The 16,837-nt window shown below is 44.2% G+C and carries 11 protein-coding genes; 1 reads left to right on the top strand and 10 read right to left on the bottom strand.

From position 1 onward, the window contains the following. Positions 1–27 precede the first annotated feature (27 nt). The 6 genes from AC58QM_RS17180 to AC58QM_RS17155 all read right to left on the bottom strand — a co-directional run bounded on the left by AC58QM_RS17180 (position 28) and on the right by AC58QM_RS17155 (position 10,030). A complete protein-coding gene (locus tag AC58QM_RS17180) occupies positions 28–1,599 on the bottom strand; it encodes an extracellular solute-binding protein (protein ID WP_497285967.1) in 1,572 nt (523 codons plus the stop codon). A 45-nt stretch (positions 1,600–1,644) separates the two neighbouring features. After that, positions 1,645–2,517 carry a carbohydrate ABC transporter permease gene (locus AC58QM_RS17175; protein ID WP_497285966.1) on the bottom strand — a complete coding sequence of 291 codons (873 nt, stop codon included), beginning with the start codon at positions 2,515–2,517 and terminating at the stop codon, positions 1,645–1,647. 17 nt (positions 2,518–2,534) lie between these two features. Beyond that, positions 2,535–3,497, bottom strand: coding sequence for an ABC transporter permease (locus AC58QM_RS17170; protein ID WP_497285964.1), 963 nt, complete (start codon positions 3,495–3,497; stop codon positions 2,535–2,537). A 216-nt stretch (positions 3,498–3,713) separates the two neighbouring features. Further along, complete coding sequence (locus AC58QM_RS17165; protein WP_497285963.1) at positions 3,714–4,775, bottom strand: response regulator transcription factor; 1,062 nt, start codon at positions 4,773–4,775, stop codon at positions 3,714–3,716. 12 nt (positions 4,776–4,787) lie between these two features. Further along, complete coding sequence (locus AC58QM_RS17160; protein ID WP_497285961.1) at positions 4,788–6,590, bottom strand: sensor histidine kinase; 1,803 nt, start codon at positions 6,588–6,590, stop codon at positions 4,788–4,790. A gap of 152 nt (positions 6,591–6,742) precedes the next feature. Continuing rightward, positions 6,743–10,030, bottom strand: coding sequence for an alpha-L-rhamnosidase (locus AC58QM_RS17155; protein WP_497285959.1), 3,288 nt, complete (start codon positions 10,028–10,030; stop codon positions 6,743–6,745). A gap of 149 nt (positions 10,031–10,179) precedes the next feature. Here AC58QM_RS17155 and AC58QM_RS17150 point away from each other — a divergent pair, with 149 nt between their 5' ends. Continuing rightward, entirely contained in the window at positions 10,180–11,148 is a 969-nt protein-coding gene (locus AC58QM_RS17150) for an AraC family transcriptional regulator (RefSeq protein ID WP_497285957.1), read from the top strand. A gap of 68 nt (positions 11,149–11,216) precedes the next feature. Here the strand turns inward: AC58QM_RS17150 and AC58QM_RS17145 are convergent, their stop codons facing one another. The 4 genes from AC58QM_RS17145 to AC58QM_RS17130 form a co-directional block, all read right to left on the bottom strand. Next, positions 11,217–12,260 (bottom strand): Gfo/Idh/MocA family protein, encoded by a 1,044-nt coding sequence (locus AC58QM_RS17145; protein WP_497285955.1) that lies wholly within the window; start codon positions 12,258–12,260, stop codon positions 11,217–11,219. Next, complete coding sequence (locus tag AC58QM_RS17140) at positions 12,253–13,299, bottom strand: zinc-dependent alcohol dehydrogenase (RefSeq protein WP_497285953.1); 1,047 nt, start codon at positions 13,297–13,299, stop codon at positions 12,253–12,255. The genes AC58QM_RS17145 and AC58QM_RS17140 overlap by 8 nt, the downstream gene beginning before the upstream one ends. An 82-nt stretch (positions 13,300–13,381) precedes the next feature. Continuing rightward, positions 13,382–15,241, bottom strand: a complete 1,860-nt coding sequence (locus AC58QM_RS17135) for a glycoside hydrolase (protein WP_497285949.1) — start codon at positions 15,239–15,241, stop codon at positions 13,382–13,384. A gap of 52 nt (positions 15,242–15,293) precedes the next feature. Continuing rightward, positions 15,294–16,652: a right-handed parallel beta-helix repeat-containing protein gene (locus AC58QM_RS17130; protein WP_497285946.1), complete on the bottom strand. Its 1,359-nt coding sequence runs from the start codon at positions 16,650–16,652 to the stop codon at positions 15,294–15,296. Positions 16,653–16,837 lie beyond the last annotated feature (185 nt).

The raw sequence follows: 16,837 nt of genomic DNA, 5'->3' as shown, positions 1-16,837 counted from the left end.
GGCTTATACGGAACACTTATTTCCTCATTATTTATGAGTTTTATTGTACCAATCTGTTGCTTCTTTGATCGCTTGGTCTCCCCCGCGTTTCTTCCAATCCTCAACGAATTTATCGAAGGAGTCTACTGGATCCTTACCAGTAATGATTTTCGCAGCCGTTTCTAACCACAAGCCATCTCTTCCAAGTTCAGGACGTGTTTGCAGAGTTGGTAATGAAGGCATGCCTAGAGAATCATTTTTACGACCTTCTTTGGAAGCAACATCTATTGCTTTAAGCACTAAATCCCCAGCAGGACGATTTTTCATAAACTCTGTATCTGACAAGTGAAGAGGACCTACCATACGTAACCAAGTCAGATGCATTTCTTCACGGTAAATATCTTCCTGCTTCGCCGGATAGTTGTACTTAATTTTGCTGCCATCCATCGTATAGTCTTTGCCTTCAAGTCCATAAGTAAGGAATTTCTGTGCTTCGTCACTATAGAACCAATCCAAAAACTTGATGATATTTTCTGGATTTTTCGTCGTTTTAGGAATAACCCATACGTTGTTTCCTACTGTCGACCCAATACTATGACCACCTTTGCCGTCCGGACCGACAGGGGCTGGAATGATCTCAAGTTGAGCGCTAGTCGATCCTGCCTTGATCTCACTTGACCACTTGTCAGCAAGACGCGGAGCATGTATCCATAAACCTCCAATACCTTGTGCTTTGATTTTAGCATCCCAAACGGCCCCTTTTTGTACAAACACCTCATTATCTAAAAGCTTTTCTTCATACAGCTTCCGATAAGATGCAAGTGCCTGCTTCATCTGTGGACGAATGAGGTTAGGAATTAATTGACCATTCTCTAGCTTCCAATCGGCAGGAATCGCGTCATAGGCTCCAAAGAACGCTTCCGTAAACGCTAGCTTTTCACGCCCAGTGAAAGGAATTTCGTCCTTTTTACCATTACCGTTAGGATCCTTATCACGGAATGCCCGCAACATATCCAAGTATTCGTCGATCGTTTTTGGTGCCTTTAATCCCACTTTATCCAACCAATCCTTGCGAACCATCATGACAAGGCCGTTTGGCGTTGCGTTTACAGAAGGGATCCCGTAGATTTTCCCATCTTTACTAACACTTGCGAAATCCCAAGCTTCTTTGGAAATATTCTTTTTCAGGTTTGGACCATATTTGTCGATCAGATCGTTAAGCGGAATAATGACTCCCGTATCTACAGCTGGTGCTACTTCCGGTCTATTAATCCCGTGGGTTTGCAAGAGATCTGGCAAATCTCCGCTCGCAAAAAGCAACGTTAACTTCTGATCAAATTCAGCGTGTGGAATAAGATCGAATGTGACATCTGTTTTGGAAATTTCACGAAGCTTCTTCGTATATTCATCCTCGTTGATGTTCGGAGATCCCTGGATGTACTGCAAGCCTTCGGTACCAATACCTACTTTAAACTTCGCTGGTACACTCGCACTCTTTGTTGGTGCACTTGTACTCTTCGTCGTACTTTGTGTCGATGTTGCACTGTCGTTAGAAGAGCAGCCTACAAGAGTACCTGCAACCGTTACGGCTAGTGCTGCTGTTGTCCATTTTTTGTTCATTTGACCTTCTCCTTTTTAGTTGTATTTTTGTCTTTATTTCTATGATTAACCTTTCACCGAACCAAGCATTGCACCTTTTATAAAATGCTTCTGGACGAAAGGGTAGACAAACAAGATAGGTAGTGTGGCTACAATAATGGTAGCCATTTTGATGCCCTCCGCTGATTGCAAGGTTAAGCTAACGCTTTGGGTGACGCCTTGCGTATCGCCCTCAACTAATAACTGCCTTAATTTCACTTGCAAAGGGTAAAGCGAGGGGGTTCGGATGTACATGATTGCATTAAAGTAACCATTCCAGTGCCCGACTGCGTAAAATAACCCAACCGTGCTTAGGGAAGACATGGATAAAGGTAACACAACACTCCACCAAGTCCGATATTCGCCGGCTCCATCAATTTTGGCCGCATCCACCAAACTCTCGGGAATTTGGCGAAAAAACGAAACCATGATGATCAAATTAAATGCACTGATCGCCCCCGGGATAATAAGTGCCCATAGCGTATTGAGCATCCCTAATGATTTTACAAGCAGATATCCCGGAATAATAGGGACTTGAAAAATCATTGTAAAAACAACAAGAAGTAAGATGAAGGAGCGACCTTTTAGCTCGTTTTTGGCTAAGGCGTACGCCATTAACGAAGTTAAGAACAAATTGAAGGCCGTGCCCCCTACCGTCAGCAGGGTTGTAACGCCGAAGGATTTCCAAATCGCCATATTTTTAAGAACCCCAATATAGTTAATCCATGTAAAATCTACAGGCAATATAGAAACCTTTCCTTGAGAAAGCGCAGTTCCTGAGCTTAAGGATCCAGCCACGATATGTAGAAATGGAAGAAGCATGGCGCAGCTTGTTAGGATGAGTATCGTATAGTTTAGGAACGCGAATACTTCTCGCGAGAAAGTTGGTTTTTTTGTCATTGAAGAGCCTCCTTGCTTTAATAAATCGAATTGCCGGTTGTTTTTTTACTAAACTGATTCGCTCCTACGACTAAAATGAGACCTATGACGGATTTGAACAGCCCTATTGCCGTTGTATAGCTATATTGGCCACCAAGTAAGCCGATACGATAAATATAGGTATCAATGATCTCGCCTGTGGAAGTGACGAGTGGATTCATTAGCATGTACACCTGCTCAAAGCCGAGATCGAGAATGTTACCAATTCTAAGCAAGAGCAGCACCATGATCGTAGGCAGTAGTGACGGTAGGGTAATACTGAACACTTGCACCCACTTACTCGCGCCATCCACCTCGGCAGATTCATATAACTCTGGGTTAATGCCTGCTAGTGCAGCCAGATAAATAATTGTGCCCCAGCCTACTTCTTTCCATATCCCTGAGGTCACGACAATTGTGCGAAAATAGTTAGGCTCTTGCATGAAGAAGATCGGTTCCTTGCCCATCATGTGAAGCACATCGTTCAGCATGCCTGAGCTCGGTGATAGGAAGTTAATGACAAGCCCGCCGACAATGACCCATGATAAGAAGTGAGGCAGGTACAGCACGGTTTGTATAATTTTTTTGAAAAACATCTTTCTTACTTCATTCATGAGAAGTGCCAGAATGATTGGAGCCGGAAATCCGATGACAAGCTGATAGATACTGATTAAGAAGGTATTCTTCATCACCCTCAGAAACTCCGGATACGTAAACAAGTTAATAAAATGTTTCATTCCGACGAACTTGCTGTCCAAAATCCCAGTGAACACGCTATAATCCTGAAAGGCAATGATGATGCCTGCCAAAGGTACGTATTTGAATAAAATAAAGAAAATCAATCCAGGAAGTACCATCGTATAGATCTGCCAATATTTAACGACATACAGCTTGGGTTTTACTGACGGCCGTGCCGTTAGCCCAGCTGCGTCTGCCGCAATTCCCTCTTTACTGACATTCATTACTGCATTTCTCCTCTCCGTGATCCTCTGTTAGCCTATCTGTAGGCTTTTTATTTTGCCTTAGTTGCAACTTTATTGTATACGGTTACAAGGTGATTAGACCATGTGATCTCTTGCGAAAGTTGTGTTTTTATCTTCTAAATGATTGCGTTTTCAAATGAAAAGGACCATTCAGTTAAGAACGGTCCCTTAGGGTTCGGTTAGTTAACCAAGTAGCTAGGAGCTAATCTCTCTTTTTTTATATTCATTGGGTGACAAGCCAACATATTTCTTGAATGTTTTCGCAAAATGCGGATAATCCTCGTAACCAACTGCCTGAGCTGCCTCTGAGGTTTTTATGCCTGGCGCCTTCAGCAACTCCTTCACTTTCTCCATACGCAGCTTTATAACGTAATCGGTGAAGCTTAGCCCTAGTTCATCTTTAAAACAACGGCTGAAATAAGACAGTGACATCCCTGACTTCTCCGCAGCTTTCTGCAAGGAGATATCCTCATTGGCATAATTCTGAACTATAAATTCGATCGCCTTCGCAATCGATTGACGCTGCCCCCAATTTCTGGAGGCTCTAATCTGATCCGCCAAAGCTTGCAGGCAGCCTCTTGCTTGAGTGAGCCATCCTTCTAGCGGCATTTCACTGCCCCCTGTCAGAAAGGGCTTGCTCAACTCGGACATTCCACCCCCTGAGCGATGCTGGAGCTCCGCCTCGACCATGGTCAGCAGATCCTCCGTACAACTTCGAGCGACCTCATTGGAAGCACCTTCTTCCCTAAGCTTGTGAACCATATCGCCCATAAGCCGCAGTGCCTCTTCTTCGTTTAACCCCCATAGTTGCTCTGATACGGCTTCACTTCGCGCTTTGGATTGCTTTACCCATTGGCTTCTGCCTGTGGCTAATTTATATTTTTCCTTGAATTTGCCGTCAATGCGTGCAAGCAGTTCGTATAGCTGCTCCTCTTTAAGTGGCTTGAGCAAGTAATCGGTAACATCTTGCCGTAGCGCCTGCTGCGCATAAGCAAAGTCATCATATCCGGAAATGATAATGGTATCCATATCCCATTTCCTGCTGCGTACCTCTCGAATCAGCTCCAGCCCATCCATAACGGGCATCGAGATATCGGTAATCAGCAGATCAGGACGCAGCTTCTCACATAGTGCTAACGCTTCCATGCCATCTTCCGCTTCACCAATGACTTCAAAGCCATAGGGGCTTTCGGCGATTAGCTTCGTTAAACTGCGTTTAATCATAATCTCATCGTCTACAATGAGCACCTTATACATGTTCGAACCTCCTTATTTGTCATCAGTCGTGTATTTAAGCATCAGTTCTATGATGGTTCCCGTCTCATCCGATTTGGCAATGTACAGACCGCAAGGAGATCCAAAAGAGAGGCGAATTCTTTGATGCACATTCCAAAGTCCGATCGACTCAGAGGTGCCATCTGTAAGTACGTAAGAATCTTTATGAGAATTAATCTCATTGCTAGTAAACGCTTGATTATACTCATTTTTCAGATTATTGTCCATCCCTCTTCCCTCATCTACAATCCGAAGCAAGTAGCCATCCTCTGTATGTTCTCCTGTAATGCCAATGTACGTAGGCTTGATTCGATGACGTTCATAACCATGCTTAAAGGCATTCTCCACAAGGGGTTGAATCATGAGGCGAAGCGCTAATACGCTGTGGATATCCTCATCATCCAGCTTTAGCTCTACGCGAAGTGATTTAAATCTCTCCTGCTGAATTTCAAGGTAGGTGCTAATATAACGAAGCTCCTCCTTCAACGTCACCGATTGCTGCGGATGACCGATACTATAGCGGAAAATATCGGCTAAGGAAGTGGCCATTCGACTAATCGGTTTAACGCCCTCAATAATGGCATACGAATTTATAATTTCCAACGTGTTGTATAGAAAATGGGGATTGATCTGCGATTGCATGACGAGAAGTGCCGATTCTCTTTGCCGGAGTTCCATCTCAATCTCTTTTTGCCTAGAATACTGAATCTCAGCAATCAATCTTTGGATTTCCTCAACCATTCGGTTAAAGCTTCGGTTTAAGCCCCCTATTTCATCGTTGCGTTTCTCTGGCGCACGGACATGTAAGTCTCCTTCTTCCGCTCGGCGCATCAACCGCCGCAAATGCGACAGCGATTGCGTAAGAGTCACAGAGAAACCTCCCACCAAAAATAAGGCCAAGCTAACAAGCAACAACCCTACCCAAACCGTTACATTACGCCAGCGAACAAGATCGCCATTCAGTTCATTCAGCGGCACCTCAGAAACAAGTGTCCACCCTGTCAATGAAGAACGGTCGGCAAGAATCAGCTTTTTGGTGCCGTTAATCATGACGACAGAGTACCCATTTGGTTCATCCTGCGTTAACGGAATGTTGTTCAGATTGACGGCCTTTCCCCACTTTTCCTTATCGGGATGATAAACGACCTTACCGTCTTGGTCCATAATCCATACAAAACCACTTTTTCCGAGTTTAATTTTATCGCATATTTTAATAATTTCGTTCAATCTTAAATGTACAACCATCAGTCCCGCTGACTGATACGACAATGTATCCACAAATCTTCGGGTAATAGTCAGCACAGTCGTAGAGTCTATCACGGACAACCCAGCAATCTTGTAATTCTGCTCTCCCGTCAGCGCATCCTTATACTGATCATAGCTAGCCTGGGCAGCAATGGGATTATAGCTCGAGGCCACTGCACCACTCTTGGTTACGATTGATAATCCATATATATCCGGGCGCCCAAATAGGATCGAGGGATACAACTCATCCGATATTTTTTTATTAATTGCAAATCGTTCGTATTGATCGTTTGGATCCGACTTCATGAACGTTTGGATTTGGGGATGCAGCAATAACGGATAGGTCACACGCTGCAAATCCCCAAAATAAGAATCAAGCTGTCCATTAATTTGCCGTACCAGTTGATCACTATAGCCGATAGCATTCTTCTCAATACTCTCGGTTGAGCTGGAATACCATACGGTTCCAAAGGCGAGTAAGGGAACGCATAGGAAAAATAAAATAATGCAAACGAGCTTCGCATTAATTGTTAACGCTTTCCTTTTAATCATGAACTCACAGCTCCAGACCCATAATAACTTCTTTCCCTAGTTGTATACGATTTAGTTCATAATTTCAATGATAAATGTTTATGACCGTTTTTCGGCTCAATCTGAAAAGGCCAAACTGAGTAATCAGCTTGGCTTAATTGATAACATGGATATTACAGGTAAAATGTATAGCTCCCGCTTCCTATTTCCTCTGTGATCCCAGGGAGAATCACTGTTGCTGTCGTATTAGCAGGTACCGTACAACGATATGTGGCTTTGTCTTCTTCCACGAGATAACTACTTTCAATTCGGCCATACGGGGTGTCAAATCCTCCAATTGCTTGCTTAAAGCCCGTCAAATCAGGTCTCAGCGTGAAATGACTATAGCCTGGATGCCTCTCATCCCGCTGAATGCCAAGCACATACTCATAGAGCCAGCCCACCACAGCTCCTAAGGAGTAATGGTTAAAGCTATTCATCGCATTTCGATTACCAAAACCCTTTTGGGCGGTATAGCTATCCCAACGCTCCCAAACTGTCGTTGCTCCTTGCGTTACTGGATACAGCCAGCTTGGATATGCGGTTTGGGTAATCATGGCATAGGCTAGTTCCGAATAACCCCCCTCACTCAACATCGGATTTAACGGACCCGTTCCAAAAAAACCAGTGGATACGGTGCATCCCATTTCCTTCGTTTTTCTTGCCAGATTATCGAAAGCCTTCTGCTTAACGCTCTCGTCAAACATATCGTAATTCAACCCAATGGCATATCCGCCTTGCGTGTCATTCACCGTGCCATTCAAATGCAAGGTTTGTCCTGTTGTCGCATCTACAAAAGTCTGATTCCAGTATCTCTTCGCCTCTTCTGCCTTCAATCGATAGTAGGCTACGTCTTCTTGTTTTCCTAATAGCTCAGCATAAACAGACATCAGATACATATCTCTACCGTAGAAAGCATTCCATACCAGGTGACTATCCGTTTTCTGTGGAGCCAGCCAGTCATCGATAGGTCCCATAAAGGCGTCGCCCGGCATCCCTTGATTTTCTAAATAAGTGGTAAAGCGTTTCATGGTCTCATAGTTATCTGCGATAACTCGCTTATCCCCGTATTGTTGGTACATGTCCCAAACGATGAAGTGAACGCCACTGCCATAAGTGATTCCACCGAATCCGCCTCCTACAGGAGCAATATTCGGAATATTTCCGTCTGGTAATTGCACATCTCGGATGGCTTGGAGAAAGCGCAGATAAAAAGTTCGAACATCCCCTTGGTAAGATGAAGTACGGAAGAATACATGTGCGTCACCAATCCAGCCCATTCGTTCATTTCGCTGTGGGCAGTCTGTAGGCACACTGATGAAGTTCCCCAACTGGCTGTATCTCACATTGGATACTAGCCTGTTTACCAATTCATGATCTACTTCCACCTTACCACGCATCGTGGAAAGACTGGAAAGCAGGTAGCTCTGCACATCTTCTAATTCAGGTGCATAATCTAGGCCAGTGATTTCGATATATCGGTAGCCATGAAAGGTAAATCTGGGTATATACGTTTCTCCATCTGCATCGCCCCGAAGTATATAAATATCGGTGCTTGAAGCATCCCTTAGGTTTACTTGGAGCATTCGCCCATAAAGTTCCCCATACGCATCCAGATTTGGATAGAGCTTTTCCCCATAACGAATTCGAACTTCAGTACCTTTTTTGCCTCTGAATGTAAGTGCGGGAACTCCTGCTATCTCTTGCTCCAAATCATAGATATATAAACCAGGAGCAGGCTCAGTCATGCTTTTCGCTCTAAATGTTTCTACTTTTCTGATCGGTGCTTGATAATGACCAATGAGTTCTGGCTCGCTTGTATTAACTGCTGGCCAAGGCAAGAATAATTCAGGTCTGGAATCGAATTCGCCGATAGGAACCGCTTCTATGATCGCTGGTGTTTTCATGCCATCTATGACAAATTCTGCTTTTGAAAAATCCTCATACATATAGGCCAAATTGGCATCGAAATGTTCCCCTTGAAAAAAGCCCGCGAAGCGGTAAGGACCCTCCCCATAATACTGCCATTCGGCTTCATTGGTTACGTAAATATCCGATGTTCCATCTTTGTAAGTCAGGACCAATTGTGCCAGTAAGCTTTCTTTATCCCCCCAGTAGTTATAGTTCTGCAGGACGAAGGTCTGAGAACCGTTCCACCAACCCGAAGATAACGTAAAGCCAATGCCATTCACCCCTTCAGTCAAAAAGTCTGTAATATCATAAGTCTGATACATCAGATGTTTGTCAAATTGGCTGGCACCTGGGGGAAAATATTGATCGCTAATCTCCCTACCATTGATTCTGCAATCATAAATCCCTCTAGCTGTCGCATAAAGTCTCGCTTTCTTAAGCGGTCTTTTGACTGAGAAATCCCTGCGCAGCATGGGGAGTGCATGGCAATCCGGACTTTTGGTAACTCGCAAATCCGTTCCATCACTCTCTAAATCAATGCCGCATTCGGTATCCATCTCATAGAACTGATTAGACGGATGTCGCAAAAAGTTCAAGCGAATACCATCAAAGTGCGCGCTTGTTCCCGCCGCAACCATATAACCAATTTCATGTAGTCGCGGAAAGGTTGTGATGTCGTTATTCCCCAGTGGATTTAACTGTCTCCCCCTGACCCTCGTTCCTATAGATCTAGGATTGAACATGGCATCAACGAGTACGCCATCTACATAAGCGTAAGCCTCATTACCCACAACATCGATCTTGATTTCATGAGGATCGTATTGATTGGCTTTCGTAATCAACTGAACTTTCTCTTCACCCTCAAAGTTAACAATGGGTACTGAAGCAAAAGGAACATTTTTGTTATCTTCTGGGTGATAGCCTACCCGATAAATATCCAGCGTTGCTGGCAGATTGCTGATGTTGATTTCATAAGAAATATAGTTTTCACCTTCTAAGAAGGATTCATTTCTTTCCCTGTTTAACAGTCTCGCATCATTAGCACCAAAGACAAGCCCTGCCCTAGTTCCACCTGGCGCAACAGTTATCGTACTTTTCAAAGAGAAAATACCCATAGAATCGCTACAGACGTAATATTCCGGCGCACCGATCCACTTCGCCCCGTTCCAGGCTTCTAATTGGGGATTCATCAAACCAGTTTCAAATTTGGTCGAAGCTACGGCTATTTCTGATGCTTGGTTCATCGTTATGACAGTCACATCATATTTCGTACATGGCTGCAAAGCTCTTCCTGCATAAGCAGTTCCTATTGAACAATCCGTATGAATCCAACCACTGTCCCACATATCAAGTCCTGCAGGTTCTTCTCCCACGGTAATCCTTACAGCAGTTTGCTTCATGTTCTTCACATCTGAAATAAATGTCCAGGCAAATACCGGTTTCTTCTCATCCAAACCCATAGGTTCAACTTCATTCATCACGGTAATTTCAGATATTTGGTAACTCGTCATATGCCATTTGCTCCCTATGCATTGTAGTTAATTTACATGATAATGAAATCCATGCATGAAATCATTAACATCCTTCACCTTATAAAGTTTACATTTTATGCACTTTTTTATATGGTATAGGTACATGACCTGCCTGGAGGCTGCGTATTATGAACCTAGTTGAATTGGATACAATGCTTAAGGCGTATTCGGAAGACGAGTTAGTCTATCGTAAGAATTATGATGCCAGTAAGGATCGTAATATGCTTCAGGATCCCATAAAGGAACTAACCGAAGATGACTATTTTTCTCCGAACAATCGTACTGACATTATCATTATGAAACACAAACGATTTACACCCATTTTCAAACATCGGCATGCGTTTTTCGAATTAATTTACGTATATGCAGGTCATTGCGTTCAGGAGATTAATGGTGAAGTTATTCAGCTAAATGAATGTGATTTATGTATCATCCCACCCAAGGTGGAACATACCATTGAGGTATTTGATGACAGCATTGTCTTAAATGTATTAATAAAGAGAAGTACTTTTAAAGAAACATTCCTAGAAATGCTCAAACATGAAACCGTTCTCTCCACATTCTTTATGAAAATCCTGTATACGGAGGCCTACAATAATTACATCATTTTCCGAACAAATCGAGATCCTAACTTAAAAGAAATTCTCTCCAAGTTATATATGGAACAACATGACAACAAAAAGTATACCGCTACTATTCTATATAACCTGCTCATGTTATTTTTCAGTTATTTGCTTAGAGATTATGAGAGTCAAGTCGAATTACCCAAAAGTTTACCCAAGAATGATAAGCTGCTATCGATCTTAGCCTATATGCAGGAACATTATAAAACAGTAACCTTAGGCGAATTATCAAGTACATTTCATTTCACCGAATCCTACTTAAGCAAACTCATTAAAGCTACCTCTGGCCAAACTTTTCTAGCTATCATCAAAACCATAAAATTAAATAAAGCCATTGAACTACTTACCTCTTCTGATATTAAAGTTCAAAACATTAGTGAATCTATTGGCTTCGAAAATAACACTCATTTTATGAGGACTTTCAAAAAAGAATATGGCATGTCACCTAATCAATTCAGGAAAAATAGCAAATAAAGGCGCCTAATGCCCTGCTAGGTGCTAGTCTAAGAGGGCAGAGTTGCCATGCAAATGCATTAAATCTTTTACAAGTAAACGGGTAGCCCTGTCGCTGCTGACACATAGGCGGATAAAATGATCTGAAGCGGTTTTGCTCCCTCTTCTCCGTTGACAATCGGCTCCCGATCTTGTTCAATCGCGTCGATTAGATCCTGCAGTTGCAAACGATGTGCGGTGCCTACAGCATCCTCCGGATTGGGAGTTGTTCGGCTCAAATTGACTACTCTTTGTTCAGCAAGGTGCGACCAGTCGCCCTCTCCATCGCGTGTCGCCACATAAGCAAGTTCATTATTTTCCAGAATCGCGCTTCCCTTTTGTCCAAAAATTTCAATGCGTGTCTGAAGTCCGGGATAGGCGCAAGTTGTAGCAAATAAAGTACCGAGGCCGCCGTCGGCATACGTCAGCACAGCTGTGGCAATATCCTCCACATCGATGTGCTCGTGTCCAATAGTCCTCGTATGGGCGTGCACGGATGTCACGCTGCCCATCAAATATTGAAGCAAATCAACAGTATGAATGCCCTGATTGAGCAGGGCTCCACCGCCGTCCAACGCCTTTGTTCCACGCCAAGACCCGCTATCGTAGTAATCTTGGGTACGATACCAATTAATGGAGGCGTTGCCTGCCAACAATTTACCGAGGCGGCCTTCTGATATCATCTGCTTCAACACAATGACATCTGGACTCAGCCGGTTCTGTGAAATGACGGCAAGCTTAACGCCCGCACGCCGACAAGCGGCAATCATCGCCTGTGCATCATGCCAAGCAATGGCCATCGGTTTTTCCGTAATGACATGCTTGCATGCTTGCGCACAGGCGATGACTTGAGCGCTATGCAGACCGCTAGGGGTGCAGACCGCTACGATATGAATGTCTTTCCGAGCTAACATAGCGGATAAATCGGTATAACCTTCGCAGCCGAACTCCGCAGCAAATTGCTGTACCTTTTGAGGATTGCGGTCACAGACAGCGATTAATTGCCCCTGATTCAGCTGTTTAATGGCATTAGCGTGTATACGGCTGATCATGCCGGTGCCAAGCAAGGCGAAGCCGTAAGTTGGGCTACTCACTAGACGTTGCCTCCTCCCTCCAGTCTAATAGCACGCCCATCGTCGTGTCTTTGGCCGTAATTAAAAGCTCATAAGCTTGCTGCGCATCCTTGGCAGGGAGCACATGCGTGAGCAAAGGATCTACTGTCAGTTGACCGGTATGAATCAAATGAAGGGCATATCGCAGCATGCGGCTGCGCCCCTCTTCACCGTCAACGGTTTGCAAACCTTCGTGGGCGCCTGTTAAAGTAATGCCTTTGGCATGTATGTGTTCATAAGTCTTCACTTGAACCGGACCGCGGGGAGAACCGAGCAGAACCACCTGGCCTAACCGGCGTACCATTTCCATAGCCTCGTTAGCCATCTCGGGAATGCCGGTTGCTTCAATGACAATATCGGCTCGATCCTCGTTGCCTTTTCCGCAGCCAAGCAAACCTGTTAACTGACTGTGCAGAGCAGTATGCGGATCGGACTGATAGACGTTGGCGATTTTGCATGCGCGTGCTGCCTGCAAGCGGCCAGGAACGGTATCGACAGCCAGTACATCGGCCCCATGCAGGGCGAACAATTGCGCAGCGAACGCACCAATTAGTCCCATACCGATAACCACTGCTCTATCGCCAATGCTCACTTTGGCTTGCTGCAGAGCTGTAGCTGAGATACCTGCCAGCCTGGCAAACACAGCTCTTTTTCCTGACAGATCATCAGGAAGAACAAAAACGGAGCGAGATTCCGGAGTATAAGTAATAACGTTATGACTTGCATGCGCGCCCATAGCAAAGACACGTTGCCCGATCTGAAAGTCTGTTATGTTCGCACCAACAGCTTCCACGAATCCTACGACGGCATAACCAGGCGTAAATGGATATTTTGCCCAAGTGTTACCAGGATTCAATAAACCCGTATGTGTGCCCGTGTAAAGAGCTAGCTCAGTCCCAGGACTTATGAGACTATACTCGGTTTTAACCAGCAGCTGATTCTCATTTAGCTCAGGGAGAGGCGATTGCTTCCAGTCTACTTGATAAGCCTCTGGAAATATAACCGTTTGGCAACTTACCATTTGATATTCCTCCAATGTCTATAAAAAATAAAAACAGCCCGCCAACGTATCAATGCCCATTGAACGAGCTGTTAGATCGTAACTAAGTATTGGATACATCTTTCACTACGAATCCACGAGGTTCAATGATTTCGTCTTCAAACGGATACGGCTTGTCACCAAAGTTGACGATTGCCCGCTTACCGGAAGAAAAGTGCGTTTCCTGCACTTGTCGATTCTCACTCACAAAGCGATGTGAGACTAACTCGTCATAGCAAATCTGCTGCAGCCATGGGCAGACCCGTTGATAGCTCTCCACAAAGGTAGCTTCAAAACTTTCCCACCGGTCTTGATCGATCGACCATAACGGTGCAGAGCCATAAAGGACATTGAATAAATCCTTTTTCCACCAGATCTCAGGACTATGATGATTCGCGTCTTCCCAACGCCAGGAAGTCACAATTGCATCGTGATACACCAGCTCATATAATGGGACTCTTGTGTATTCGTTGATGGAATAAGTCAAATAAGTTTCTGTCGCGGTTCTTGTCCCCAGCATTGCGGAAGGCCGCTCATTGTTTTTCCAATCCCCAGTATAATAAATGGATCCTTTCTTATGAATGTCTGAGTTGAACCACGTACGCTGCAGTGTCATCATGCCATGCGCATAGACAGCTTGAGAACCTGCGAAGTCTGCTCCAAATTCTGCACCTAGAAATGTATTGTAATTATTTTCCAAATATTCATAATTCCGCACGATAGCTTCCGCATACTGCTGACGGGTTAACGGATGATCCTCATGATGACATTCATAGAATCCGTTTGCTTGGTAAACGTCCACAAAATACGTTTCATGCGGATAGATCTGCAGCTCTTTCTCCACCCGTTTCACCATTTCTGGGCGTACAGCTACCGGACACACATAGGTGCCGTATTGATTTGAATACGTAGATCCATCTGGTTTCCTAGACGTGATCTGCTCAAATAACCCCGGATATACATTCCGTTTCAGAGGAATCCACTCGATTTCCGCATTGCCCGCATGACCTTCAGGGTGAATATCGGTGAAAAGCTCATAAGCACCTGTCGCATAACCTAGCTCTTTCAATCGGCTGTCATAATCCTGTTCCGGATAGGGCAAGTGATTGGCGTCCCACAGAAACATCGCTTTTTCAATACCAGCTTCTTTTAGCTTTTGAGCGAAGATGACCTCACGTGCTTTATCCCAAGCATAAATATGTACAGCTCCAAGGATTTTCGCAATGGCTGGAAACCTTTCCTGATTTTCCTTTAACGAAATCACCTTATTTTTCGGCCAAGCATAGGCTCGGTATCGTTTACATTGGGCGACATACCCACCTTTATCGAAGAAAATATAGGAGATTTTACGTTCATATCCGAACGCTCCCATGGAACTGAGCCAAGTCGGCGCAAAAGTAATGAGCCCTTGCTCACGCTTAAGCGCGATAGCTGCATCAAAAGGCGTTTCTACGATGGCCATATAGCCGGTTTCAAATGAAGTATCCGTAACCCCAATCCACGCCATTGCCGCTCCGCCCCCGCAAAAGAAGAGTGGCTGCTCCTCCAGTGGATACACGTTATCTGTAACAGGAAGCAGCAAGCCCTGACTGTCAGTCTGGAGCACGTAGTGATTGGGGTCCGGTGCCTTAAAAGCAGGCGGAAAGCTGATTTTCTCAAACGCCGCCTGCGCATCAGCAGATAGGGTGAACGTAATCTCCGATTGAGCAGTTAAAACAATCGTAACCGACATGGCGAATGCGCCCTGCAAGTCTACTTTTAGCGAATTACCGCTCTGCGATACCTGGCGAATCTGCCAGTCCCGTTCAAACGGCAGCTGTTCCCAGCTTTTATCTACACGTTTATCGGTAACTATGATTCGCTTCTCAAGCGTATCCAACATTAATTTGAGCTGATGATCTTCCAGTATCCAGGTATTCAGCATGTGTTTCTCCCTCTTTCTTATCCATTCATCTATCTATTGATAAGTCCGCTTCTTAATGATATTCATAAGCACCACGATCTACGGTTCCAGCTACAGGACGACTAATGCCATCGAAGTCTAACGTGGCCGTATACGTATTATCGCCACTATTAATAGCCGGCGACGTGCTCTTTAAATGAAAGTTACGAAGCGACAAATTACTGAATAGTGGGTCAGTCGTTAAATTTCCTGTACCCGTTTTGAGAATCGCGCCATTGTAAAAAATATTACTGTTAAAGTAGACAGTAGGAATTGGTACACCGCTAGCATCATTCGCTTTACTCACCGTCTCGCCATTTGCGTACAATATATTGTTGATAACATAGACACTACTTGAATAATTGCCGATGATCTCTCCATAATTTAGATTGGTGCTCTGCGAATTGGCATACGTCGTATTATTATTCACATACACATTTTGCGAGCTGAAAATATTAATGCCCGCTCCCCCATTTGAATAGGAGATGTTGTTGTCAACAATCGTCTTGCCTGTATACGGCGTGCCCCCAATTTGCGAATTTTTATTATCATCGATAATAATGCCATTCCCATCGGAATACACATTATGATTTTGCCATTTATAATTGGTCTGATTGCCGTAGACTAGATTGCCAGACACAAAATTTTTGTACCCCGTACCGCTGTCCGTATTTCGCGAATGAAAGATGTTAATACCGCTCTGCGCCCAAGCTGTAAACCAACAATTGTTATAAACGGTATTGTTCGAAAAGTTAATATAGTCGGCTTCTTCAGCCCCAATGCCTTGACCTGGTGCATGATGCACGTTGTTGTTACGAACATGGATATGCGTCGCATATACAGTCGGACTTACATCGGTATTCTTGACGACACTAATACCATTCGTATTGAATTTACCAATGTTGCCAAGCGTATTGGTATTTTCATAGGATTGTGCTTCCGTATTGGATAAATTTTGGCTCCATCCGTAAATCTCGAAACCTTCAATAGTAATGTACGAAGCTCCCTTGACTAAAATATGGTGCCAAGCACCTTGGCTAACACGCAAAATCGGTGTATGACCCGGGTAGGCCTTATATGTGATATAAGCATTAGCTGTCCCTGAGCGAGTAATTGTTAAGATCGGATTGCCGTTATCCCAATACGTACCATTCATGACATAAACCGTGTCGCCCGGATTCGTCTTGTTAGCAGCTGTCTGAATGTACCGAAGCGCATTGGCAGGTTCAGGGCCTAGCCCTGTATTCCCATCGTTGCCAGCTGTACTTACATAATAAGTAACAGGTGTTGCCGCATGCGCCCCAGTTGGGATACACATCCATATAGCACACATACCGATTGCAACAAGAAGCCATTTTAACAAAGTGAGGTCATACTTTCTCAAGATCATCATCACCATTACATCCTCCTCAAATTACGTATAAGGACAAGCGGCTACCTGGTACTGTCATGAAATTGTTTCGTCTATGCACCTCCCATGAAATGAGTTGTACACATGGCATTCAAGCAATACATTCCTACATGCTTACATGTATATTCTACCTGAATGATTTTTGGGGGAAATAAAGAATATTTAGA

The organism is Paenibacillus sp. J22P165 (assembly GCF_059692015.1).
The sequence above is the reverse complement of the archived record's forward strand: the minus strand, read 5'-3'. Positions and strand labels throughout refer to the sequence as shown.

Bases quoted from the DNA above. Each gene is read 5' to 3' on its own strand.
- AC58QM_RS17130 (WP_497285946.1), bottom strand. From the start codon at position 16,652: ATGATGATCTTGAGAAAGTATGACCTCACTTTGTTAAAATGGCTTCTT.
- AC58QM_RS17170 (WP_497285964.1), bottom strand. From the start codon at position 3,497: ATGAATGTCAGTAAAGAGGGAATTGCGGCAGACGCAGCTGGGCTAACG.
- AC58QM_RS17140 (WP_497285953.1), bottom strand. From the start codon at position 13,299: ATGGTAAGTTGCCAAACGGTTATATTTCCAGAGGCTTATCAAGTAGAC.
- AC58QM_RS17180 (WP_497285967.1), bottom strand. From the start codon at position 1,599: ATGAACAAAAAATGGACAACAGCAGCACTAGCCGTAACGGTTGCAGGT.
- AC58QM_RS17150 (WP_497285957.1), top strand. From the start codon at position 10,180: ATGAACCTAGTTGAATTGGATACAATGCTTAAGGCGTATTCGGAAGAC.
- AC58QM_RS17165 (WP_497285963.1), bottom strand. From the start codon at position 4,775: ATGTATAAGGTGCTCATTGTAGACGATGAGATTATGATTAAACGCAGT.
- AC58QM_RS17175 (WP_497285966.1), bottom strand. From the start codon at position 2,517: ATGACAAAAAAACCAACTTTCTCGCGAGAAGTATTCGCGTTCCTAAAC.
- AC58QM_RS17155 (WP_497285959.1), bottom strand. From the start codon at position 10,030: ATGACGAGTTACCAAATATCTGAAATTACCGTGATGAATGAAGTTGAA.
- AC58QM_RS17135 (WP_497285949.1), bottom strand. From the start codon at position 15,241: ATGCTGAATACCTGGATACTGGAAGATCATCAGCTCAAATTAATGTTG.
- AC58QM_RS17160 (WP_497285961.1), bottom strand. From the start codon at position 6,590: ATGATTAAAAGGAAAGCGTTAACAATTAATGCGAAGCTCGTTTGCATT.